Genomic DNA, 23,368 nt, shown 5'->3' on the forward strand with positions numbered 1-23,368 from the left:
AGATCAGTATTTCCCGTCGCCTGCGGATTAAATGCCGCGGCGCAGTCAATCAATATGGCAGTTGGCTATCAGTCAACGCTATGCTTGCCGAAACAAAGGGCGTGTTGGCATACCGCAGTTCGCCTCCAGGTGAACACGCCCGCAGGAGCGTCGATGAGTAAGGTCAGTGTATTGGTGGTGGATGACGCGACTTTCATTCGCGACTTGGTCAAGAAAGGGCTGCGCAATTATTTCCCCGGGATTCATACCGAGGACGCGGTCAATGGTCGCAAGGCTCAGACGTTGCTGGGCAAAGAGGCGTTCGACCTGATTCTGTGCGACTGGGAAATGCCCGAAATGTCCGGCCTGGAGCTGTTGACATGGTGCCGTGAGCAAGACAATTACCTGAGAACCGTCCCGTTCATCATGGTGACCAGCCGTGGCGACAAGGAGAACGTCGTGCAGGCCATTCAGGCCGGTGTGACCGATTTTGTCGGCAAGCCGTTCACCAATGAACAGCTGCTGACCAAGGTCAAGAAAGCGCTGGCAAAAGTCGGCAAGCTCGACGCCGTCATGTCCACAGCCCCGGCACGCATGAACTCGCCGCTCAATGACTCACTGAGTGCATTGACCGGTGGCAAGGCCGAAGTGGTTCGTGCCGCGCCTGCTGCAGCCGCGGCCGCAGCCCCCAAGCCCGCCCCTGCACCCGTCAGATCGGCACAGCCGACCGGTCGCGGCCAGGGCCAGTTGCGCCTGCCCAACGGCACTCAGTCATGCGTGATCAAGGCCCTCACCCTGAAAGACGCCACACTGGTGATTCGCGTCAGCGAAAACCTGCCACAGGTACTCGACAGCGCGGTGCTGGACCTTGAGCAGGGCGAGGACAACGAGGTTGCACGCCTGAACGGCTATCTGCACTCCGTCGCCGCCTTTGAGCAGAAGCCGGACAGCGAATGGCTGCAAGTGACCTTCCGCTTTGTCGATCACGACGCGCAGAAGCTCGATTACCTGTCGCGTCTGATTGCTCGTGGCACGGCGCAGAAGCACTTCATCCCGGGCGCCTGATACCTGCCTGCGAGCTGAATGGCATGCCCACGCGGGTCAGCCTTGCGCGGTGTTACTCGACACCGCGTACCGGGCCTCTGGCGTGCCTTCCTTGACGCTTCATTCATGTCCGATTGATACCCTTGCGTCCTCTTCTGCCTGCAAGGCTGCTAGGCTTGGCACCCAGTGCCCTTGAACCCGACCCATCCCGATGCTTGAACGCCTGCTTATCCTGTTTGCCCTGATGTTGACTGTGCAGTCGGCCGGGGCTGTCACGATTTATAAGTTCACCGATGCCGATGGCGTGGTGTCCTTCTCGGACCGGCCGACGCCCGGCGCATCGGTCATGGTGTTTCGCGACCGCATGGTCGAGCGTATCGACGGCCAGGTGCATTTGAGTGTCAGGCGTGAAAAGGGCGTACACAGCCTGTACGTGCGCAACGATCTGTACGCCCCGGTCGAAGTTGAACTCAAGCTCTCCAGTGTGACCAACGTGCTGGGGGTGTCTGGCTCGTCAGCGACGCTGCGCCGCACGATCCCTGCGCGCAGCAACCAGCGCGTGGTGGTCTTGAGCCCCAAGGTGGGGAGCAAGCCGATGAACTACGCCTCGGTGCTGAGTTCAACCCTGGGTGATCCCAAGGGCTCGGTGCAGGCCTATAAATACCCGCTGCCGTGGATTGGCGGGCCGTTTCGCCTGACTCAGGGACCGAATGGCAGATACAGCCATTACGGCGTCAAGGGGCGCTATGCAATGGACATCGCCATGCCGGAGGGGACGCCGATCATTGCCGCGCGCGGCGGTACGGTGGTGAAGATCGAAAACAGCCAGTCAGGGCGGGGCTCGAATGCGTCAGGCAACTTTGTGCGCATTCTGCACGAGGACGGCACGATGGGCGTCTACCTGCACCTGATGCGCGGCTCAGTGAGTGTCAGGGAAGGTCAACGGGTCAGCGTCGGAACAGCACTGGCGCGGTCGGGCAACACCGGCAACAGCACCGGCCCGCACCTGCACTTCGTCGTGCAGCGCAACTCGGGCAATGAACTGATCTCGATCCCCTACGAATTCGCCACCCCCGTGCAGAGCCTGCCCAACTTCGCCGTCGGCGGGAATTGAGGGGGAGCCATTCATAGCTCCACGCCCTGCGTCCGATCCTGAAAAGGCGGCGCTGATCGGTCAGTCCAGCTTCAGCACCTTGGCCAGGACGATTTTCGGGCCTTTCATCTTTTTGATGATGATGCGCAGGCCTTCGACTTCCAGTTGTTCCTCTTCTTCCGGCACACGCTTGAGCGTGTCGTAGATCAAACCGGCCAGTGTCTCGGCTTCAATGTGATCCAGGTCGATGCCCAGCAGGCGCTCGATCTTGAACAATGGCGTATCACCGCGTACCAGCAGTTTGCCCGGCTGATAGGCAAGAATGCCGCGTTCCACCTTGCGGTGTTCGTCCTGGATGTCGCCCACCAGTACTTCGAGCACGTCTTCCATGGTCAGGTAGCCCACGATCTTGCCGTCGGCTTCTTCCACCACGGCGAAGTGCGCGCCACCCTTGCGGAACTGCTCGAGCAACTGCGACAGCGGCATGTGCCGGGAAACACGTTCCAGCGGGCGGGTCAGCTCGGCGAGGTTGAACGACTCCGGAATATGGTCCAGCGCTGCCAGCTCCAGCAGCAGGTCCTTGATGTGCAGCAGGCCGACGAACTCGCCACGTTCAGCGTCATACAGCGGATAACGGCTGAATTTGTGACGGCGGAACAAGGCAAGGATTTCCTTGAGCGGCGCATTGAAGTCCAGCGACACCATGTCTTCGCGGGAGTTGGCCCAGTCGACCACTTCCAGCTCGCCCATTTCCACCGCCGACGCCAGCACGCGCATGCCCTGATCGCTGGGGTCCTGGCCACGGCTGGAGTGCAGGATCAGTTTCAGTTCGTCGCGGCTGTAGCTGTGTTCATGGTGCGGGCCGGGCTCACCCTGGCCGGCGATGCGCAGAATGGCGTTGGCACTGGCATTGAGCAGGTAGATGGCCGGGTACATCAACCAATAGAAGAAGTACAACGGCGCCGCTGTCCACAGCGACAGCAGCTCCGGCTTGCGGATCGCCCAGGATTTTGGGGCCAGCTCGCCGATCACGATGTGCAGATAGGAAATGATGAAGAAGGCGGTAAAGAACGACACGCCCTTGATCAATTCCGGAGTGTCTACGCCCACCGCTGCGAGCAATGGCTCCAGCAGGTGCGCGAAGGCCGGTTCACCAACCCAGCCCAGGCCCAGAGAGGCGAGGGTGATACCCAACTGGCAGGCCGAAAGGTAGGCATCCAGCTGGCCATGGACCTTGCGCAGAATGTGCCCGCGCCAGCCGTTCTTGTCGGCAATGGCTTCAACCTTGGTCGAGCGCAGTTTGACCATGGCGAACTCTGCCGCAACGAAAAAACCGTTGAGCAGGACCAGGAACAAAGCAAACAGAATCATGCCGAAATCGGCGAAGAGTGAAGACAGGTTAAAGCTAGGGGAAGGGTCCATGATGGGGTTTTGCAGGGTCCGTATTAACAGGAAGAGGGTCGTGTCACGCCAGAGAAGACGCTATGAACCCGGCAATGTAGCGGCTCGAAGCAGGATTGCCTAGTAGTCTGAATCGTCGCTCGCGGGTTTGGACAACTGACCGCTGGCAAAGTGACAGGTAAAAACACTGCCCTTGCCAAGAACACTGTTGATCTCGAGATTGCCGCGATGGCGCAGCAGCACGTGTTTGACGATGGCCAGCCCGAGCCCTGTACCGCCGGTATTGGAGGCGCGGCTGGTATCGACCCGGTAGAAGCGCTCGGTCAGGCGCGGCAGGTGTTTGGTCTCGATGCCGATCCCCGAATCCTGCACGCTCAGGTGCGCGCCCCGTTCGTCGGCCCACCAGCGAACACGGATCACGCCCTCGGCCGGGGTGTATTTGACGGCATTGAAGATCAGGTTGGAAAACGCGCTGCGCAGCTCGCTTTCGCTGCCCTTGAGGCGCATGTTGCTTTCCAGGCTGAGGTGGATCTGCTGGTTTTTGCTGCCCGACAGCGCGTTGGCATCGGCGGTGATGGTCTTGAGCAGGGAATTGACGATCACCGGGTGGTTGTCCGAGGGGTAATCGGTGGCCTCGAGCTTGGCCAGCAACAGCAGGTCATTGAGCAGCGTCTGCATGCGCCCGCCTTGCTGATGCATCTGTTGCAGCGCACGGACCCAGCGCGGGTTGACCTCGTCCACGTTATCGAGCAGCGTTTCCAGGTAGCCGAAGATCACCGTGAGCGGCGTGCGCAGCTCGTGAGACACGTTGGCGACGAAGTCTTTGCGCATCTGTTCCAGCTGATGAATGCGCGTCACATCGCGCACCAGCATCAGATGCTCATTGTTGCCATAACGGGTGATCAGCAACTGAATGCGCAGGCGATCGTTGGTCGGCGACGGGATTTCCAGCGGCTCGCTGTAGTCGCCCAACGCAAAGTATTCCTTGAAGCGTGGATGCCGCACCAGATTGGTCACCGGCTGCCCGCTGTCCTGCGGCGTCTTCAGACCCAGCAGGGTTTCGGCAGCACGGTTCCACCACTCCAGGTTGCCGTCGCTGTCGAGCATGATCACGGCATCACGCAGCGCGGCGGTGGACTCCTGCACGCGATCGATAACGGCTTGAAGGCGACCACGAACGCGCTGGTCCCGGCGCTGCAGGTGGTAGATGCTGTCGAAGACTTCGCCCCACAGACCGTAACCGTCCGGAGGCGGCTCGTCGGCCTTGTGGCTGCTCAGCCAGTCGTGCAGGCGTAACAGCTGCTTGAGGGTCCAGGCCAGGTACAGCCCCAGCCCGGCGGCCAGGCTCCAGGCATACTGCCCACTGATCAGGCCGACCAACAGGCAGGCGGTGACCAGCAACAACATGTGGCGTATCAGAGTGCCATGCCAATTTTGATTCAATTAGGGGTAAATCCTTGTCTGGTCTGCACTGGCCATTGCCCTGCGTCGACGCAGCGGTTTTCAGCTCTTGGTCGAGAAACGATAGCCCGTGCCGCGCACGGTTTGTACCAGATTTTCATAGGCATCCCCCAAAGCCTTGCGCAGGCGGCGGATGTGAACATCGACGGTGCGTTCTTCGACGTAGACGTTGCCGCCCCACACCTGATCCAGCAACTGACCGCGAGTGTAGGCGCGCTCCTGGTGGGTCATGAAGAACTGCAGCAGACGGTATTCGGTCGGGCCCATTTCGGCCGGTTTGCCGTCGATGGTGACCCGGTGGCTGATCGGGTCGAGCAGCAGGCCGCCGACTTCGATGGGCGCTTCGCCGTCAGTCGGGCCAGCGCGACGCAGCACGGCCTTGAGGCGTGCCACCAGCTCGCGCGGCGAGAAAGGCTTGGTGATGTAATCGTCGGCGCCCACTTCCAGACCCTGGATCTTGTTGTCCTCTTCGCCCTTGGCGGTGAGCATGATGATCGGGATGTCCCCGGTCAGTTCATCACGCTTGAGGCGCCGGGCCAGTTCGATGCCGGAGGTGCCAGGCAGCATCCAGTCGAGCAGAATCAGGTCAGGCTTGCGGTCCACGATGATCGCGTGGGCCTGCTGAGAGTTTTCGGCTTCAATACAGTCGTATCCAGCCATTTCCAACGCAACGGCGATCATTTCGCGAATTGGCGCTTCGTCGTCAACGATCAGGATGCTCCTGCCAGCCATGCTCGAACCTCTTGTCATTTAACTGTCTTGGAGCGCATTAGATAACGGAATTATTGCAGTCGTGTGACAGGTCTGAATGAGGCTAGCACGCTGACAGGTCGCGGGGGCCCGCAAGCCTCGCGATCCGGAATTTATTTCAGTCGTGCGCAGGCTGGCGGTGGCTGTACTCAGCGCACCGCGTAGTCAGCGACGATGCCCAGGAATATTGCCAGTCCGGCCCAGTGATTGTGCAGAAAGGCCTTGAAGCAGGCGTCTCGCTCGCGCTCACGGGTGCTCCAGAATTCCCAGGTGAAGCAGCCCGCCGCTGCCAGCAGGCCGATGTAGAAGCACGCGCCCAGTTCGAAGCGCGCACCGGCCAGCATCAGACAGCCCAGCGCCAGTCCCTGCAGGGTCAGGATGATGACCCGGTCGGCATCGCCGAACAGGACGGCCGTGGATTTCACGCCGATTTTCAGGTCGTCATCGCGATCGACCATGGCGTAGTAGGTGTCGTAGCCCACAGTCCACAGCAGGTTGGCGATGTACAGCAACCAGGCTGCAGCGGGCAGCTCGCCGGTTTCGGCAGTGAAGGCCATCGGCATGCCCCACGAGAACGCAGCACCCAGCACCACTTGCGGGTAATAGGTGTAGCGCTTCATGAACGGATAGCTGGCTGCCAGGGCGAGACCGCCGACCGACAGCCAGATGGTCGCCGCGTTGGTAAACAGCACCAGCACAAAGCTCAGGCCGACCAGCACCGCAAACAGCACCAGCGCTTCCCGGGAGCTGACTTTGCCGCTGACCAGCGGACGCTGCTCGGTGCGTTTGACGTGGCCGTCCACCTTGCGATCGGCGAAGTCATTGATCACACAGCCTGCCGCCCGCATCAGAAAGACGCCGAGCACAAAAATGAACACGGTCTGCAGCGACGGCGCGCCCTTGCCTGCAATCCAGACCGCCCACAGGGTCGGCCACAGCAACAGGTAGACGCCGATGGGTTTGTCGATGCGTGTCAGCTGGATGAAGTCCCAGGCGCGTGGGTTCAGACGATTGAGGGATTTGAGGAGGGACAGGTACATCAGACGTGGTCCTTGTCGTGGATCGCAGTGCACAGGGCGGGCAGGAAAACTTCGGCGACCAGCACGCTCAACGCGCCTCGATCGAATCGCGAGCGGCGGGCCCACAGCCCGCGCGCTGCGTCGGCAGCGGGCAGCCAGGCCTCGGGGTAATGACACACTTCAAGCGTGCCGCGCACGAACGCCGGGTCACTGAACAGCAATTCACCCAGCGACCGAGTGCCCAACTCATCCATATTCAGGCCGCCATCCAGCAGCGCGCTGCGGGCGGCGACACTGCGCGCGAACACCCAGTTGTTGCCGTTACCGCGCAGGTACACCTCGCGCACCCAGCCTTCGCCAGCCTCTGGCAGGCCCAGCGCCAGGCACTCGTCAGGGCGCAAGGGCTGCCAGCCTTCAAACTGCGGAAATACGCTGAAACGACCGTCAGACAAACGGTCCAACCGACGAGTAAGGGACTCCTTATTGAACAACCAGTCGAGCATTACCGGGTCCGGCGCGTCGATCAATTGCTCGCGCCCGAGCCAGGCAGGGCCAATGAATGCGGGGGATTGCTGGGTCACGGTAAGCCAGTTCCGGCAGCCAACGAGGCCGCGAGCTTAGCATGATTGCCGGCCTCGACCGACGGTCGGCAGAACGTCGGGTCATAGATCAGACTTGCATCCGCGCCTGCCGATCAGTACAACGCCCTTCAGAAGACGGCAACTGACCGTCGTACGCTATTGAGCCTGATAAACGAGAGAACCTGACATGAAGAAGTGGCAATGCATCGTCTGCGGCCTGATTTATAACGAAGCCGATGGCTGGCCGGATGACGGAATTGCGCCCGGCACCCTTTGGCAGGATGTGCCGGAAGACTGGATGTGCCCGGATTGCGGCGTGGGCAAGATGGACTTTGAAATGATCGAAATCGGTTGATCGCTGCCCGCAAACAAGAGCTGGCAACAACGGGCACCAGGCACAGTGAAATAGGGAAGAACAATGAGCGCACCTGTCGTCATCATCGGCACCGGCCTTGCGGGGTATAACCTCGCTCGAGAGTTTCGCAAGCTGGACGCTGACACGCCGCTGCTATTGATTACGGCCGACGATGGCCGTTCCTACTCCAAGCCGATGCTCTCTACCGGCTTTGGCAAAAACAAGGAAGCCGACGGCCTGAGCATGGCTGAAGCCGGCGCCATGGCCGATCAGCTAAAGGCCGAGGTCCGCACGCATACGCGGATCAGCGGCATTGATCCTGGCCACAAACGCCTGTGGATCGGCGAAGAGGCGGTGTATTACCGTGATCTGGTGCTGGCCTGGGGCGCCGAAACCATTCGTGTACCGGTGGAAGGCGACGCAGGCGACGCGATTTTCCCGATCAACGATCTTCAGGATTACGCCCGTTTCCGCGCGGCTGCGGCGGGCAAGCGTCGGGTGTTGATTCTCGGCGCAGGGCTCATTGGCTGTGAGTTCGCCAACGACCTGATCCTGGGCGGCTATGAAGTGGATCTGGTGGCTCCGTGCGAACAGGTCATGCCGACCCTGTTGCCCCCTGAGGCCGCGGCTGCGGTGAAGTCCGGTCTGGAAAGCCTGGGCGCACGTTTCCATCTGGGGCCGGTGCTGACCCGCCTGAACCGCAATGGTGAGGGCCTGCAAGCGCACTTGTCGGATGGGCAGGTGATGGACTGCGATCTGGTGGTGTCAGCCATCGGCCTGCGTCCTCGCATTGAGCTGGCCGCTGCTGCCGGCTTGCAGACCGGGCGCGGCATTCTGGTCGACCGCCTGTTGCAAACCTCCCACGCCAACATCCACGCGCTGGGTGATTGCGCTGAAGTCGATGGCCTGAACCTGCTCTACGTGATGCCATTGATGAGCTGCGCTCGTGCGTTGGCCCAGACGCTGGCCGGAAACCCGACTTCCGTCAAATACGGGCCCATGCCGATCACCGTGAAGACGCCCGCCTGCCCGCTGGTGGTTTCGCCGCCGCCGCGTGGCAGCGATGGCCACTGGAGCGTCGAAGGGCAGGGCGCTGATATCAAGGCGCTGTGTCATGACGCTGACGGCCATCTGCTCGGCTATGCGCTGACCGGCGCTGCGGTTATGGAAAAACTCGCACTCAACAAGGTCCTACCTGCGTTATTGGCGTGATTTCACGTCATTTTGTCGGATTGACCCTGCATTTCTGCCAATAAACCGCATTCATGCACTGGCGCGGGTCAGTTCGGCATGCCATTCTCGACCTCGTCTGCCGCTACGTAGAGCTGTCGCGGCGCCTTGTTGCCGTTTTTTACAAAAGCGGCGCGGGACATAAAAACAAAAAACCGTAAAAGAGGCTTCATATGCGTAAACCAGAAGTTGCAGCCGCCATCGCTGAAAAGGCGGATCTCACCAAAGAACAATCCAATCGCGTTCTCAATGCCATCCTTGAAGAGATTACTGGCGCACTGAACCGCAAGGACAGTGTCACGCTGGTAGGTTTCGGTACTTTTCTGCAACGCCACCGCGGCGCCCGCACTGGCAAGAACCCACAGACCGGGGAGCCGGTTAAAATCAAGGCAAGCAACACGGTCGCCTTCAAACCGGGGAAAGCCCTGAAAGACAGCGTCAATCCTTGACACCCTGTTGTGCGCCTCGGCGGGAGACGCACAACCTACAGGCGGGCACACCAATCGGATTGGGTGCCCGTTTTTCGTTTCTGTCGCATGACGCCGATGCTGCCTCTCGCTTCCTGTGAGAATTGTCCTACTCCATTCCGTGTAATTGCCTTCCAAAGCCCCAGCTTTGCCTGACTTTTTCTTGCTGTTGATTGCCTTAGAGTGCCGCCCCTGCTGCACCCCTTCAATTACTCTTGGGAAATCCAGAATGAAAAAGCCATGGAAGTTTGCTGCTGTTGCGGCTCTGATCGCCACGACCAGCGGTTGTGTGAGCTACAACGTCAGCCAGCCAAGCGCGCCGCTGGAAGGCACGGTCAAAACCGACCTGAAAGCTGACGTCAAGGTTGGCGGCACCATCAGCGGCGAGTCGTCCACCAACGTGCTGTTCAATTTCCTGAGCTTCGGCGGCGATAATCAGTTCGCCGACGGCGTGACCTACGGTGGCGCAAGTGGCGGTGGCGGCCTGGGTCTGGCGTTGCCTGATCCTGTCTCGACGACCAAAGCGGCAGCGGCCTTCAAGGCGGTGAAATCCTCCGGTGCCGATCTGATCGTCGCGCCGCGCTACGAAGTCAGCGTCAAAGACTACTTCATCTTCAAGAAGGTCGATGTAAAGGTCACGGGTAACAAAGGCAGCATCAGCAGCATTCGTTGATGTCAGTGTGATGCTGCTTCCCACGCGGAGCAGCATCCTCTGTTCGGTAACTGTTTTGTGCCGATCTCCCTCGAAATCCTTTCTTGTCCTACAGGTTTTGCGCCGATAACCCGCTACACTGCCACGCTGATTCCGAGTCGGAAACCGCGTGTTCAGAGGCCGTGTATGAAATTTCGTTTTCTTTTGTGGATGCTGGGCCTGCTGATGGCCCGCGCCAGTCGTAACAACCCGGCGTTCCAGCAGCAATTGGCTGGCAAAGACCTGACCTTTCAGCTGCAGACCGCCGATGGCAAGGTTGCGCGGCACTTCGTGGTCAACGATCAGCGGATCCGCAGTGCAAGTGGCACGGTTGCAGAGCCGGCCTTTGCCATCGTGTTTCGTGATGCAGCCTTTGGTTTTGATACCCTTCAGGCGAAGAACAAGCAGCTGGCGTTCATGAAGGGCATTCAGGACAAGGATATTCAGATCAAGGGCAACCCGGCCCTGGTGATCTGGTTCCAGGGCCTGGTCAAATATCTCAAACCGAGAAAGAAAACGGCCTGATCACGGCAACTGCAGCCCGCCTGCAGCCTTGTGCAACGCCCTGAGGTGCTCCGACACCTGTTTGAGATTGGCTTCGTTGGCGGCAATCTCTTTGGCACGCTCAGGCTCCAGCAGGGCTCGCACTTCCTTGTCGAGATCGCCGGTCAGGCGCTTGAGCTGTTTCTGGCGCTGACTGCTTTCTGCTTCAAGACGCTGCCATTCACCCGCCTGTGGCAAACCGTACCCGTCGCTGCCCAGCAGCTCGGCAGGCCGGCTGAGGAACCCGCTGCTGGCGAGGATTTCCTGCAGCGTTTTGGTGGCGTTGGAGACTTTGCCGTCTTTCAATTCCCGCGCACCCAGGTAGCTCTGTTTCACTTCGTCCTGAGCCAACAACAGTTGCCTGCGCAGGCTGGCCTGCTCCAGCAGCAGAATCGCAGCGCTGGTGCGCAGATCGGCTTTGCCGAACCACTGGCTGCGCTCACTGGCGGGTAGCGCCATCCAGTCTTCCACGGTGTTCTGTTTGATCGGCAGGTGCTTCTTCAGCACTTCGAACATCGCCTGATAGCGGTCGCGGTAGGAGTCGAACCGATAGCCCAGACGCAGCGCCTCCTTGGGATCGTCCAGTACGCTGGTGTCAGCCAGCCCACGGCCTTCGAGGACTTCAAGCAAACCGTTAGGCAAAATGCTGTCCAGGCCGACGAGCTTGGGGTTGTGCGTACCGGCGCGCAGCAGTTTGAGATTTTCAACGGCGCAGTTGTTCGAGAGGAAGTAATAGTTGCCGTCGTAACTCCAGTGCATCTCGGCGGCGTGCTGCACCAGCCCTTCTATTTCCGGACGCGACAGCTTGATTGGTACCGACGCCAGGCTGCGCAGTTCGGTCTTGGTGTATTCATCGATGACCTGCGCCAGTGGCAGAACGAACAGGCGCGACGGGTAGGCACCCATCAGGCCGTCCCAGCTGGACAGCTGTACATCGCCAACAAACGCCCGGTACGACAGCACCAGGTGCTGATCGAGGTCCAGTCGGCAATCCGGACCACGCGGGCGGCCGGGTTTGCAGATCACCAGGCGCAACATGCTGTGGCCCCAGCGGCTTGCCCAGTTCTGGTTCGCTTCGGCCAGCAGATAATCCACCGCATAGACCCGCTCCGGGTCCAGCTTGCCCAACGGCTCTCGGCCGAAGTCGCTGCCGGCGTTCAGGTAGGGGTAGAACTTCGGGCATTCGTTATGGGCTGCAGGTGCCCAGCCAAAACGCTCCTTGTAATATGCATACAGGGCAGGGCGACGGCAGGCGTAGGCCGGATCAAGGAGGAAGTACTCCATGTTCACCGCCACGAATTCCAGCGGGCTGGTGGTTTCGTAGATGTCCGGGCTGCGGGCAACCTGGCCGTTATGTTCCTCGCGGTCGCCGCGACGTCCGACATATTGCTGCCAGCCCGCCAGGTCCAGCAGGCGTGGATCATCACTCAGGGTGAAGCGTCGCTCGGTCTGGCCGCGGCAGTTGTCAGGCAGGCCGACCTTGCCCAGCGAACTGCTGCGTGATGTGCAGCGAAAAATCGCCGCTCGCTCGCTGGGCGACCACAGGCGGGCGCGGTCGTAGACGTGGGTCAGCTCATGCAGGACAGTGGCAAGCAACTCACGACGCACCGTACCATGTGGCCGGCCCGTCTGGGCCGTGGCTGCCGAGCCGTCCGTCAACGAGGCCAGCAGGTGGCTGTTGAGGTACAGCTGATAGGGACCTGCAGCCTGACCGTAGGCGTTCTGCGGCATGTCAGCGGACCAGTTCACCTCGACGGTGCGGTCCAGTGCTTCGACGAAGCTGGGCGGTAGTGCGTGCAGGGCTTCGTCGAGCAGCGCCTGGCTGGCTTGCTGTTGCGGCGCATCGAGGCCGTCGGTGTGCAGTTCCAGCTTCAGGCTGGCAAAGGCATGCGTACCGACCAGCGACAGCGCGCCAGCAAGCAGCCAGGCGCGAAACCGCCTCACAATGCGAGGATTGCTTCAGCCAGGGTCTGATCGCTTGCACCGCGCGCTTCCGGTACGCGGGTACGCAGCGTGTCGAAAGCAGCATCCAGTTGGGCTCCGTGGATATCACCACCGGTGGCAACGTAACTGGCAGCATCGTCCTTGGCCTGGAGAACGACCTTGGAGTCGCGGATCGATGTGGTGGTGTCGGAAGTGAAATCGATGGTACGGCCGAACGCACGAACGATGATGTTGCTCGTAGCCACAACAGTCTGGGCCTGGGCAAAATCGGCCAGCAATAGCAGGCCAAGGGAAGCAGCAATCAGCGGGGTACGCATGTAGTGACGTCTCCAGTTACGCGAAGAGGGGAAAGTGGCTATTGGACGAGGATTGCCTGCGCCAGTTCAAGGTCGCTGGCATGAAGTTTTGCATCTGCCTGACGCAGGGCGTGCAGCGCTGACTCAAGCCGTGCACCGCGCATTTGTCCGCCGCTGGCGATGAATGCAGCAGCATCGTCACGGGCAGCCATGATCAGTTTGTTATCGAACGGTCCTGTCGAGACCTGACTGGTGGCATAGCCGGTCTTGACCAGGCCTTGCGTGGTCGTATCGAGCGCTTGAACCTGACTGACGTACATCAGGCTGGCAAAGGGAGCGATATACAGAAGGTGCACTAGACGCATGACTTTCACGAACCGGCAAAACAGGCTCCAAGGCTAGCGCAATGCGCGGGCCAGAGCTACCCCGGCACGTAGCCGGGGCGCAGCGGTCAGATGGCCAGAATGGCCTGAGCCAGTTGGCTATCGCTGGCTTGCAGTTCAGGCAAAACCTGGCGGATATGCTGCAACGCGCCTTCAAGGCGAGCGCTGCGGATGTCGCCGGAGCTGGCCACGAAGCTGGCGGCATCGTCACGGGCGGCAAGAACGATCTTGTCGTCTTTCAGGGAAGAGGACACGTTGGAGGTCGCGCGGGTCGATGCATTGACGGCATCGACCACTGCGTCGGTGGTGACGATGAAGCTGGAGGCGTTTGCACCGGCTGCGGCGGTCAACAGAAAGACAGCGCCAAGGTTACGTAGCAGAGACATGATCGAGTTCCGTTGTGGACAAGTGGGCACAGACTGCCTGCGAAGCCGAAGGGCTGAGGTAGAGCGCTAGACTATCCCACCCATACTGCAGTTGTCATGAAGGTCGACGGCTTCGACTTACACAGTTTGCAATATTTGGTAACTGTACCTGCCATATTCGTATTCTTTAAATCTGTACTGGTTTAGCCAAGGCTCTCTGAAGCCGCCCCCTGAAACGACAAAACCCGTCTCAGCTGCCTGAGACGGGTCTTGTATGAAGCAATTCGGGTTGCTGGCAGGAGACCTGACGGTCAAGGACCAGCGGGCGCTTGTTTAGCGCCAGAACGGCTTGCTCAGCTCTTCGTAACGCTGGGATTCGCTGATACCGGCGTCAGCCAGCAGGCGTGCATCCAGACGGGCCAGCTGGTGGCGGCTGGACAGGCGACGCTGCCAGAGCATCAGGTTGGCGAATACGCGCAGAGGCAGAGAGGCTTTTGCGGTGGTAACGGTGCTTTCGCTGAACAGATCGGAACTGATTGTACGTTCCATGGTGTGACTTCCTTCCGCTTGTGGCGGGATAAGTGAGTTGCTTGACTGGTGCCCATTTTCCTCGTGCGCGTCCAGCTTCCATAGACACAGTTCACCTGTATTGTGAGGGTTCAGTTAACTGTGATTGGGCACTGTTTTGTTCATAAATGGGGCAACTGTACCGGTCTGCACTTTAAGGGTGCATTTTGTGATCGATTGTGGTGATTTTGACCTTTCAAGGCAGTTTTATGACCGGTACAGCAGTACAGTTTTTTCATAAGCCCTTGGGTGCCAGCTGAAAGTGAATCAGAAAAGCGCTTGCTCACTTCCAACTGTCCTGTTCAGGCTGGCAGCATGCGCCCGGTTTCTTCCAGATTGATGTGCCAACTCAGTGCTTCGCGCAGGATGTGCGGGGTATGCCCGCCCACGGCGCAAGCGGCACTGAAATAGGTGTTCAGCGCATCGCGATAATCCGGATGCACGCAGTTATCGATGATCACTCTGGCGCGTTCGCGAGGCGCCAGACCGCGCAGGTCCGCCAGGCCCTGCTCGGTGACCAGGATGTCGACGTCGTGTTCGGTGTGGTCGACATGGCTGACCATGGGCACGACGCTGGAGATCGCGCCACCTTTGGCGATCGATTTGGTGACGAAGATTGCCAGGTGCGCGTTGCGCGAGAAGTCTCCGGAGCCGCCAATGCCGTTCATCATGCGTGTGCCGCAGATGTGGGTGGAGTTCACATTGCCGTACAGGTCGAACTCCAGCGCGGTATTGATCCCGATGATACCCAGGCGACGGATCACCTCGGGGTGGTTGGAGATTTCCTGCGGGCGCAGCACCAGCCTGGACTTGTAGCGATTGAAGTCGGCAAAGACCTCGGCGTGCTTGGCCGCCGACAAGGTCATGGAACTGCCCGAGGCAAAGGTCAGTTTGCCTGCATCGAACAGGTCGAATGTCGAGTCCTGCAGCACCTCGGAGTACATCGTCAGGTCCGTGAAGGGCGACGCCAGCAGACCGTGCATCACCGCGTTGGCAATGTTGCCTATCCCGGCCTGCAGTGGCATCAGCTTGTCGGTCAGCCGGTCTTCGCGCACTTCTTTCTTGAAGAACTCCACCAGATGATTGGCGATGGCCTGTGTGTCCGCATCAGGTGGTGTGACCGTGGAGGGCGAGTCAGGCTGGTTGCTGATGACAATGCCGACTATTTTTGCCGGGTCGATCTTCACCGCGTGGCTGCCGATACGCGAATCGGCCTCCAGGACCGGAATCGGCAGGCGTGTCGGTCTGTAGCTGGGTATATAGATATCGTGCAGGCCTTCCAGCTCGAGTGGCTGGGACAGGTTGATTTCCACGATGACCTGTTTGGCCAGGATGGCGAAGCTGGCCGAGTTACCCACGGAGGTGCTCAGCACCAGATGGCCCTCTTCGGTGATCGCCACGCATTCGATCACGGCCAGGTCCACCGCCTTGATCTGCCGATTGCGCAGCAGCTCGACCGTATCGGACAAATGCTGATCGATGAACATCACCGTGCCGTTGTTGATCGCCTTGCGCAGCGTGCTGTCGACCTGAAAGGGCATGCGCCGGGACAGTACGCCGGACTCGGTCAGTTGCTTGTCCAGGTCATTGCCCAGACTGGCGCCGGTCATCAGGCTGATTTTCAGCGGCGTCACTTTGGCGCGCTCGGCCAGCGCGTGGGGTACGGCCTTGGCTTCGCCTGCACGGGTGAAGCCACTCATGCCGACGGTCATGCCGTCTTCAATCAAGGCGGCTGCGTCGGCTGCGCTCATAACCTTGCTCATCAGGGAGGGCCGGCGGATACGGTCACGGTACATGGGTCTGTCTCGTAGATAGAAGCGAACGACAAGTCTAGAGCCTTGGTCGAGCTTCGTCCTGCTACCAAGGTCGCATTTGAACGCTCTAATTAGCGGGTTCCAGCGCAAAACACTGTTACGCGGAATGTAAAAAGCCCCGGTCGCCAAGCGAGCCGGGGCTTCAATGGAGCGTGGTCAGGCTAGGCGTTTTCGACGGCCTTCACCATGTCCTCGATCACCTTTTTGGCGTCTCCGAAGACCATCATGGTTTTATCCAGGTAGAACAATTCGTTATCCAGACCTGCGTAACCACTGGCCATCGAGCGTTTGTTGACGATGATGGTCTTGGCCTTGAACGCCTCCAGAATGGGCATCCCGGCGATAGGGGATTTCGGATCGTTCTTGGCGGCCGGGTTGACCACGTCGTTGGCACCGAGCACCAGCACCACATCGGCCTGACCGAATTCGGAGTTGATGTCGTCCATCTCGAACACCTGGTCGTAAGGCACTTCGGCTTCGGCCAGCAGCACGTTCATGTGCCCCGGCATGCGTCCGGCCACCGGGTGAATGGCGTACTTCACGGTGACGCCGCGGTGGACGAGCTTCTCGGTCAGTTCCTTGAGCGCATGCTGCGCACGAGCCACTGCCAGGCCGTAACCGGGCACGATGATTACGGTGTCGGCGTTGGTCAGCAAAAAGGTGGCGTCGTCTGCCGAGCCGGATTTCACCGGGCGTGCTTCCTTCGCACCCGCCGGGCCTGCCGAGTCCGTTGCGCCGCCGAAGCCACCGCCGATCACGTTGAAGAACGAGCGGTTCATCGCCTTGCACATGATGTAGGAGAGGATCGCGCCCGAGGAACCCACCAGTGAGCCCGCGATGATCAGCATCGAGTTGTTCAGCGAAAAGCCGATGCCGGCCGCTGCCCAGCCTGAATAGCTGTTGAGCATCGACACCACCACCGGCATGTCGGCCCCGCCAATCGGGATGATCAGCAACACACCGATGACGAAGGCCAGCGCCAGCATGATCGCAAAGGCAGTGAGGCTGCCGGTGAACATAAAGGTCAGGCCGAAGAACAGCGTGGCCAGGCCGAGGACCAGATTGAGCGTGTGCTGGCCGGCAAACTGTACCGGTGCGCCTTGAAAGAGGCGAAATTTGTACTTGCCCGATAGTTTGCCAAACGCGATGACCGAGCCCGAGAAGGTAATCGCACCAATGGCTGCCCCGAGGAACAACTCCAGACGGTTGCCGGCCGGAATCGCATCGCCCAGATTGCGAACGATGCCCAGTGATTGAGGCTCGACCACGGCTGCTATAGCGATGAATACCGCTGCCAGGCCGATCATGCTGTGCATGAACGCCACCAGCTCCGGCATTTTGGTCATTTCGACGCGCTTGGCCATGATCGAGCCAGCGGTTCCGCCCACCAGCAGGCCGACTACGATGTAGCCGATCCCCGCGCTGGCCCCTTCAGCGGTAGACAGTGCCGCGAGCTTGAAGACCAGGCCGATCGTGGTGATGACCGCCAGGCCCATGCCGAGCATGCCGAACAGGTTGCCACGGCGCGAGGTGGTCGGGTGCGACAAGCCTTTGAGTGCCTGGATGAAGCAGATCGATGCGATCAGGTACAGCAGGGTAACCAGATTCATGCTCATGACTTGGGCGCCTCATCCTTTGCCTTGGGGGCCTTTTTCCTGAACATTTCCAGCATCCGCCGAGTGACCAGAAATCCGCCAAACACGTTCACGGCCGCCAGTGCGACCGCCAGCGTGCCCATGGTCTTGCCCAGCGGGGTGACCGTGAGCGCAGCGGCGAGCATGGCGCCGACGATGACGATGGCGGAGATGGCATTGGTGACCGCCATGAGCGGCGTGTGCAGCGCAGGCGTGACATTCCAGACCACGTGGTAGCCGACATAAATCGCCAGTACGAAAATGATCAGGTTGTAGACGCCGGGGGAAATCAGCTCTTCCATTGGTGTGTCCTCAGCCGTTCTTGCGGACAACTTGCCCGTCGCGGCACATCAGGCATGCGGCGACGATGTCGTCTTCGAGGTTGATCGAGAATGTGCCGTCCTTGTCGAACAGCAGCTTCATGAAGTCCAGCAGGTTGCGGGCGTAGAGCGCCGATGCATCGGCTGCGACCAGGGCGGGCAGGTTGGTGTGGCCGACGATTGTCACGCCGTGCTCGACAACCACTTGATCGGCAACGGTCAGCGGGCAGTTGCCGCCCTGTGCAGCGGCCAGGTCGATCACCACCGAGCCGGGCTTCATCTGCGCCACGGTTTCTGCGCCGAGCAGCACCGGGGCCTTGCGGCCAGGAATGAGCGCGGTGGTGATGACGATGTCCGACAGCTTCGCGCGCTCATGCACGGCTGCGGCCTGGCGTTGCATCCAGCTGGCCGGCATAGGGCGCGCGTAGCCGCCGACGCCTTCGGCGCATTCGCGCTCTTCGTCGGTCTCGTAGGGCACGTCGATGAATTTCGCGCCCAGCGACTCGATCTGCTCCTTCACTGCCGGACGCACATCCGACGCTTCCACCACGGCGCCCAGCCTTTTGGCGGTGGCAATGGCCTGCAGACCGGCAACGCCGGCGCCCAGGATCAGCACCCGTGCTGCTTTGACGGTACCGGCAGCGGTCATCAGCATGGGCATGAAGCGCGGGTAGTGATGCGCGGCGAGCAGTACTGCCTTATAGCCCGCAATGTTGGCTTGCGAAGACAGCACATCAAGGCTTTGCGCCCGGGATGTGCGCGGCGCGGCTTCCAGGGCGAACGCGGTAATGCCACGTGCGGCCATCTTGCCGATCAGTTCGTTGTTGAAAGGGTTGAGCATGCCGACGACGACCGAGCCACTTTTGATCAGGCTCAGCGCCTCATCGTCAGGTGCGACAACCTTGAGAATCAGTTCGGCCGCGTAGGTCTCGTTGGTGTCACCGATCACTGCGCCAGCTGCCTCGTAAGCGCTGTCCGGAACGCTGGCACGAAGGCCCGCGCCGCTTTGCACCGTAACCCGGTGACCCTGGCTGATCAGCTTTTTGATGGTTTCCGGGGTAGCAGCTACCCGGGTTTCGCCCGCTTGTGTTTCGAGAGGAACGCCAATGTGCACGACAAATCTCCTGCGCGATTTTTTATCGTTCGTATGTAGGCCAGTGCACTACGGCTGGTGCGTCTGGCTTGGCCAATCAGCACACCCCTTTGCAGCAGGGGCGGGGCATTTTGCAGGCGAAGTTTGCGGGCTTCAATACATTCTGTAACGAAACTATAGATGAACTACAAGTCACACTGTGACCTATTGTCGCACTTATTCGACAGAGCCCTTTATCTGTAAGGGCTGTGGTGATATTCCTTACGAAAAACAGGTGATAAAAGTTTTTCTGCCGAAAATCCGATAAATGCGCTGTATCGACCCATAGGCCCTATAAATAAAGGGTTATGTCCCGTTTTCTGTGAGCGATCGGAAGTTACTTCAGGGCGACATAAGGTTATATCTGTAGGTGTCAGCAGCTATGGGCTACCTGAGATATTGGTCGAATTTTTCCTGGGGCAACTGGTAAGCCCGGGCCTGTTCGATCAGCCAGTCACGAAACGCAGTCAGCGATGCCGATTCCACTTTGCGCTCCGGAATCATCAGGTGATAGGCCTTGCTGCCGGGCAGTGAGCGGGGTTTTGCGATCACCAGACGCTTTTCCTGCAGTTCGCGTTGAATGAGGAAGGGGGGAATCAGAGCAACGCCCATGTCGTGCATGGCCGCCTGCGCCAGCATGGAGAACAGTTCGTAGCGCGGGCCGGTCATGTCACGCGCGACATCCAGATCCTGCGCATTGAACCATTGGCGCCAGGCGTAGGGCCGGGTGGTCTGTTGCAGCAGCGGCAATTCGGCCAGCTCGCGTGCTGTCAGGCTGTCGCGACTTTCAAGAAAAGAGGGGCTGCAGACCGGCATGGAGTTTTCGCCCATCAGCCGATGCGACTGGGTGCCGGACCAGTCGGCATCGCCAAAATAGATGGCGGCGTCGAAGTCGGTGTCGGCAAACAGGAACGGGCGGGTGCGGTTGGTCAGGTGGACCGTGACGTCGGGGTGCTTGTGCTGGAAGTCCTTCAGGCGCGGCAGCAGCCATTGAGTGCCGAAGGTCGGCACCACGGCGAGTTCGATGGCGTTGGCACCTTGCTGGCCCATGACCGACAGTGTGTCGCGCTCGACCGCGTCCAGTTGCTGGGACACACGACGACTATAGGACAGCCCGGCTTCCGTGAGCTTTACGCCCCTGCGCGAACGCCGGAACAACTCAACGCCGAGAAACTCTTCCAGCCCGCCGATTTGCCGACACACAGCGCCTTGCGTGAGGGAGAGCTCATTAGCGGCCTTGGTGAAGCTCTCGTGACGGGCGGCTGCCTCGAAACTGACCAGTGCAGTGGTGCTGGGTATCTTGCGTCTCATGTACTTTCTTCTCACTGATATTTTTGTTTTAGAGCGCAGTTCTGTGTCACGGAGTGAGAAATTAGCACACATGCTTGATAAAACCTCGTTTGTCGCTGGCATGGGCCAGGACTAGGATCGCTGCAGGATTTCATCTGAACGCGAGGAACTGGCATGAGCGGTAAGGCAAGCTTCAACTGGATTGACCCCTTGTTGCTGGATCAACAGCTCACGGAAGAAGAGCGCATGGTCCGCGACACGGCCGAGCAGTTCGCCCAGAGCAAGCTGGCCCCGCGCGTGCTGGAAGCATTCCGTCACGAGAAAACCGACCCGGCCATCTTTCGCGAGATGGGCGAGGTGGGGCTGTTGGGGGCGACCATCCCGGAAGAGTTCGGTGGCAGCGGCCTGAATTACGTGTGTTATGGGCTGATCGCGCGTGAAGTCGAGCGTATCGATTCGGGCTACCGTTCGATGATGAGTGTGCAGTCCTCGCTGGTCATGGTACCGATCAACGAGTTCGGTACGCAGGCCCAGAAAGAGAAGTACCTGCCCAAACTGGCTTCGGGCGAGTGGATCGGCTGCTTCGGCCTGACCGAGCCCGATCATGGGTCCGACCCCGGAGCGATGATTACCCGTGCCCGGAGCGTCGAGGGTGGTTACCGCTTGAGCGGCAGCAAGATGTGGATCACCAACAGCCCGATCGCCGATGTGTTTGTGGTGTGGGCCAAGGACGATGCCGGCGATATTCGCGGTTTCGTTCTCGAAAAAGGCTGGGCAGGCCTGAGCGCTCCGGCCATACACGGCAAGGTCGGTTTGCGCGCATCGATCACCGGCGAGATCGTCATGGATAACGTGTTCGTGCCCGAAGAGAACATCTTCCCCGATGTGCGCGGTCTGAAAGGGCCGTTCACCTGCCTCAACTCGGCACGGTATGGCATTTCCTGGGGCGCGCTGGGTGCCGCAGAGTTCTGCTGGCATACCGCGCGGCAATACACCCTGGATCGCCAGCAATTCGGGCGTCCTTTGGCGGCCAATCAGCTGATCCAGAAGAAGCTGGCAGACATGCAGACCGAAATCACGCTGGCCTTGCAGGGTTGCCTGCGTCTGGGGCGCATGAAGGACGAAGGTACGGCTGCCGTGGAGATCACCTCGATCATGAAGCGCAACTCGTGCGGCAAGTCGCTGGATATCGCGCGCCTGGCTCGCGACATGCTGGGCGGCAATGGCATCTCGGACGAGTTCGGCATCGCCAGGCATCTGGTCAACCTGGAGGTTGTGAATACCTACGAAGGCACGCACGACGTGCATGCGTTGATTCTGGGGCGTGCGCAGACCGGCATTCAGGCTTTCTATTAAGGAGGGCTGATCATGGGGGCGCTTTCGCATATCCGGGTGCTCGATCTGTCGAGAGTCCTGGCCGGGCCGTGGGCCGGGCAGATCCTTGCTGACCTCGGCGCTGACGTCATCAAGGTCGAGCGCCCCGGGTGTGGCGATGACACTCGCTCGTGGGGACCGCCATTCCTTCAGGATGCTGCGGGCCAGAACACCACCGAGGCGGCTTATTACCTGTCCGCCAATCGTAACAAGCAGTCAGTCACTATCGACTTCACGCGTCCTGAAGGGCAAAGGCTGGTGCGCGAACTGGCGGCGAAGTCCGACATCGTGATCGAAAACTTCAAGGTCGACGGGCTGGCGGCTTACGGACTGGATTACGAGTCGCTGAAGGCAGTTAACCCGAGGCTGATTTATTGCTCCATTACCGGCTTTGGGCAAAGCGGGCCGTATGCGCGGCGTCCGGGTTACGACTTCATGATCCAGGCGCTGGGTGGCTTGATGAGCCTCACCGGTCTGCCGGATGGTGAAGAGGGTGCCGGGCCGGTGAAGGTCGGCGTCGCATTGACTGACATTCTGACGGGGCTGTATTCGACGACGGCCATTCTCGCCGCTCTGGCGCACCGTGATCAAAGCGATATCGGCCAGTACATTGATATGGCGCTGCTGGATGTACAAGTAGCCTGTCTGGCCAACCAGGCCATGAACTACCTGACGACGGGAGTAGCGCCCAAGCGTCTGGGAAATGCTCATCCCAACATCGTGCCCTATCAGGACTTCCCCACGGCTGATGGCGACCTGATCCTTACCGTCGGCAATGACAGTCAGTTCAGAAAGTTTGCCGCTGTGGCGGGGCAGCCGCAGTGGGCGGAGGATCCGCGCTTCCTGACCAACAAGCTGCGAGTGGCTCATCGTGCCGAGCTGATTCCGTTGATTCGCCAGGTGACGGTGTTCAAGACCACTGCGCAATGGGTCAGTGAGCTGGAGGCAGCCGGCGTGCCTTGCGGGCCGGTTAATGACCTGGCCCAGGTGTTTGCCGATCCGCACGTGGTGGCACGGGGCCTGGCCATAGAGCTTCCTCATGCGCTGGCCGGGCGTGTTCCGCAGGTGGCCAGCCCTATACGGCTGTCTGAGACGCCAGTCGAATACACAAGGGCGCCGCCATTGCTGGGAGAGCATACGGCGCAAGTGCTGCAGGCGCTGCTGGGGATTGGCGAGGAAGAGCTCACTCTGTTGCGCGAGGCAGGGGTGCTGTAGCTATATAGAAGAAAGCGTTTGCGGCGGGCTCTTCTATATAGCCAAGGCGCCTTTAAGGTTAATTTCGGGGATTTTGAAATTAACGGTTGACGCCCTCTGTCAGGTGTCTATAATTCGCCCCACTTCCGGCGCAGACGGAAACGAAAAAGCCTTGTAGATCAATAGTTTGCAAGGCTTTAGAGTGAAGAGTCAGCGAGGAAAAAGGTCGGGTCTGGATTGATCGACAGCGGTGAGAAAAAAGAGTTTGACACGCGGTTGTAACGCTGTAGAATTCGCCTCCCGCTGATGAGCAACTCAAGAGTTGATAGCAGCGCAAGTGGTTGAAGTTGCAAAGGAAACTTTGAAAACTTCTTAAAATAACCGCTTGACAGATACAGAGGACGCTGTAGAATGCGCGCCTCGGTTGAGACGAAAGATCTT

General features: G+C 59.9%; 24 protein-coding genes. 9 read left to right on the top strand and 15 right to left on the bottom strand.

Features of this window, described 5'->3' with window-relative positions:
* Window positions 1-153: 153 nt before the first annotated feature.
* The gene (locus JOE34_RS06735; RefSeq protein ID WP_003316095.1) at window positions 154-1,044 is read left to right on the top strand and encodes a response regulator; all 891 of its coding nucleotides are present in this window, start codon (window positions 154-156) and stop codon (window positions 1,042-1,044) included.
* Between the two features lie 190 nt (window positions 1,045-1,234).
* Window positions 1,235-2,137 (top strand): M23 family metallopeptidase, encoded by a 903-nt coding sequence (locus JOE34_RS06740; RefSeq protein WP_003316096.1) that lies wholly within the window; start codon window positions 1,235-1,237, stop codon window positions 2,135-2,137.
* Window positions 2,138-2,197: 60 nt separating this feature from the next.
* Here JOE34_RS06740 and JOE34_RS06745 read toward each other — a convergent pair whose 3' ends face one another.
* The 5 genes from JOE34_RS06745 to JOE34_RS06765 all read right to left on the bottom strand — a co-directional run bounded on the left by JOE34_RS06745 (window position 2,198) and on the right by JOE34_RS06765 (window position 7,328).
* Entirely contained in the window at window positions 2,198-3,538 is a 1,341-nt protein-coding gene (locus JOE34_RS06745) for a hemolysin family protein (RefSeq protein WP_003316097.1), read from the bottom strand.
* 99 nt (window positions 3,539-3,637) lie between these two features.
* Window positions 3,638-4,924 (bottom strand): phosphate regulon sensor histidine kinase PhoR, encoded by a 1,287-nt coding sequence (gene phoR, locus JOE34_RS06750; protein WP_003316098.1) that lies wholly within the window; start codon window positions 4,922-4,924, stop codon window positions 3,638-3,640.
* Window positions 4,925-5,020: 96 nt separating this feature from the next.
* Window positions 5,021-5,710, bottom strand: a complete 690-nt coding sequence (gene phoB / locus JOE34_RS06755) for a phosphate regulon transcriptional regulator PhoB (protein ID WP_002555882.1) — start codon at window positions 5,708-5,710, stop codon at window positions 5,021-5,023.
* Window positions 5,711-5,877: 167 nt separating this feature from the next.
* Window positions 5,878-6,768: a 4-hydroxybenzoate octaprenyltransferase gene (gene ubiA, locus JOE34_RS06760; RefSeq protein ID WP_074909327.1), complete on the bottom strand. Its 891-nt coding sequence runs from the start codon at window positions 6,766-6,768 to the stop codon at window positions 5,878-5,880.
* Window positions 6,768-7,328: a chorismate lyase gene (locus JOE34_RS06765; protein ID WP_046720194.1), complete on the bottom strand. Its 561-nt coding sequence runs from the start codon at window positions 7,326-7,328 to the stop codon at window positions 6,768-6,770. The genes ubiA and JOE34_RS06765 overlap by 1 nt, the downstream gene beginning before the upstream one ends.
* Window positions 7,329-7,515: 187 nt before the next feature.
* On the opposite strand from JOE34_RS06765, the gene JOE34_RS06770 reads away from it, so the two are divergent.
* The 5 genes from JOE34_RS06770 to JOE34_RS06790 all read left to right on the top strand — a co-directional run bounded on the left by JOE34_RS06770 (window position 7,516) and on the right by JOE34_RS06790 (window position 10,596).
* Window positions 7,516-7,683, top strand: coding sequence for a rubredoxin (locus tag JOE34_RS06770; RefSeq protein ID WP_003316106.1), 168 nt, complete (start codon window positions 7,516-7,518; stop codon window positions 7,681-7,683).
* A gap of 63 nt (window positions 7,684-7,746) precedes the next feature.
* Complete coding sequence (locus JOE34_RS06775) at window positions 7,747-8,895, top strand: FAD-dependent oxidoreductase (protein WP_016569328.1); 1,149 nt, start codon at window positions 7,747-7,749, stop codon at window positions 8,893-8,895.
* A 191-nt stretch (window positions 8,896-9,086) separates the two neighbouring features.
* Complete coding sequence (locus JOE34_RS06780) at window positions 9,087-9,362, top strand: HU family DNA-binding protein (protein ID WP_003316110.1); 276 nt, start codon at window positions 9,087-9,089, stop codon at window positions 9,360-9,362.
* Window positions 9,363-9,609: 247 nt separating this feature from the next.
* A complete protein-coding gene (locus JOE34_RS06785; protein ID WP_003316111.1) occupies window positions 9,610-10,053 on the top strand; it encodes a hypothetical protein in 444 nt (147 codons plus the stop codon).
* Between the two features lie 165 nt (window positions 10,054-10,218).
* Window positions 10,219-10,596, top strand: a complete 378-nt coding sequence (locus JOE34_RS06790; protein WP_003421390.1) for a hypothetical protein — start codon at window positions 10,219-10,221, stop codon at window positions 10,594-10,596.
* Here JOE34_RS06790 and JOE34_RS06795 read toward each other — a convergent pair whose 3' ends face one another.
* The 10 genes from JOE34_RS06795 to JOE34_RS06840 all read right to left on the bottom strand — a co-directional run bounded on the left by JOE34_RS06795 (window position 10,597) and on the right by JOE34_RS06840 (window position 20,380).
* Window positions 10,597-12,558 carry a DUF4105 domain-containing protein gene (locus tag JOE34_RS06795; protein ID WP_024665739.1) on the bottom strand — a complete coding sequence of 654 codons (1,962 nt, stop codon included), beginning with the start codon at window positions 12,556-12,558 and terminating at the stop codon, window positions 10,597-10,599.
* Window positions 12,555-12,875 (bottom strand): DUF2388 domain-containing protein, encoded by a 321-nt coding sequence (locus tag JOE34_RS06800; RefSeq protein ID WP_003316115.1) that lies wholly within the window; start codon window positions 12,873-12,875, stop codon window positions 12,555-12,557. Before JOE34_RS06800 ends, JOE34_RS06795 begins: the two co-directional genes overlap by 4 nt.
* 38 nt (window positions 12,876-12,913) lie before the next feature.
* Entirely contained in the window at window positions 12,914-13,219 is a 306-nt protein-coding gene (locus JOE34_RS06805) for a DUF2388 domain-containing protein (RefSeq protein ID WP_024649913.1), read from the bottom strand.
* An 86-nt stretch (window positions 13,220-13,305) separates the two neighbouring features.
* On the bottom strand, window positions 13,306-13,623 hold the full coding sequence (locus JOE34_RS06810) for a DUF2388 domain-containing protein (protein ID WP_003368015.1): 318 nt from the start codon (window positions 13,621-13,623) through the stop codon (window positions 13,306-13,308).
* Between the two features lie 312 nt (window positions 13,624-13,935).
* Window positions 13,936-14,151, bottom strand: a complete 216-nt coding sequence (locus JOE34_RS06815; RefSeq protein WP_002555870.1) for a DUF1127 domain-containing protein — start codon at window positions 14,149-14,151, stop codon at window positions 13,936-13,938.
* Window positions 14,152-14,471: 320 nt separating this feature from the next.
* The gene (locus tag JOE34_RS06820) at window positions 14,472-15,965 is read right to left on the bottom strand and encodes an acetyl-CoA hydrolase/transferase family protein (protein WP_003368016.1); all 1,494 of its coding nucleotides are present in this window, start codon (window positions 15,963-15,965) and stop codon (window positions 14,472-14,474) included.
* A 179-nt stretch (window positions 15,966-16,144) separates the two neighbouring features.
* Window positions 16,145-17,599, bottom strand: coding sequence for an NAD(P)(+) transhydrogenase (Re/Si-specific) subunit beta (locus JOE34_RS06825; protein ID WP_209995333.1), 1,455 nt, complete (start codon window positions 17,597-17,599; stop codon window positions 16,145-16,147).
* On the bottom strand, window positions 17,596-17,919 hold the full coding sequence (locus JOE34_RS06830) for an NAD(P) transhydrogenase subunit alpha (protein ID WP_002555867.1): 324 nt from the start codon (window positions 17,917-17,919) through the stop codon (window positions 17,596-17,598). Before JOE34_RS06830 ends, JOE34_RS06825 begins: the two co-directional genes overlap by 4 nt.
* Window positions 17,920-17,929: 10 nt before the next feature.
* On the bottom strand, window positions 17,930-19,051 hold the full coding sequence (locus JOE34_RS06835; protein WP_209995345.1) for a Re/Si-specific NAD(P)(+) transhydrogenase subunit alpha: 1,122 nt from the start codon (window positions 19,049-19,051) through the stop codon (window positions 17,930-17,932).
* Window positions 19,052-19,456: 405 nt separating this feature from the next.
* Window positions 19,457-20,380: a LysR family transcriptional regulator gene (locus JOE34_RS06840; protein WP_209995346.1), complete on the bottom strand. Its 924-nt coding sequence runs from the start codon at window positions 20,378-20,380 to the stop codon at window positions 19,457-19,459.
* Window positions 20,381-20,533: 153 nt separating this feature from the next.
* Between JOE34_RS06840 and JOE34_RS06845 the strand changes: the two genes are divergently transcribed.
* Window positions 20,534-21,715, top strand: a complete 1,182-nt coding sequence (locus JOE34_RS06845; protein ID WP_003340378.1) for an acyl-CoA dehydrogenase — start codon at window positions 20,534-20,536, stop codon at window positions 21,713-21,715.
* 9 nt (window positions 21,716-21,724) lie between these two features.
* Window positions 21,725-22,948, top strand: a complete 1,224-nt coding sequence (locus JOE34_RS06850; RefSeq protein ID WP_209996835.1) for a CaiB/BaiF CoA-transferase family protein — start codon at window positions 21,725-21,727, stop codon at window positions 22,946-22,948.
* Window positions 22,949-23,368: the final 420 nt, after the last annotated feature.

It is taken from the genome of Pseudomonas sp. PvP028 (assembly GCF_017832255.1).
Lineage (GTDB): Bacteria > Pseudomonadota > Gammaproteobacteria > Pseudomonadales > Pseudomonadaceae > Aquipseudomonas > Aquipseudomonas syringae.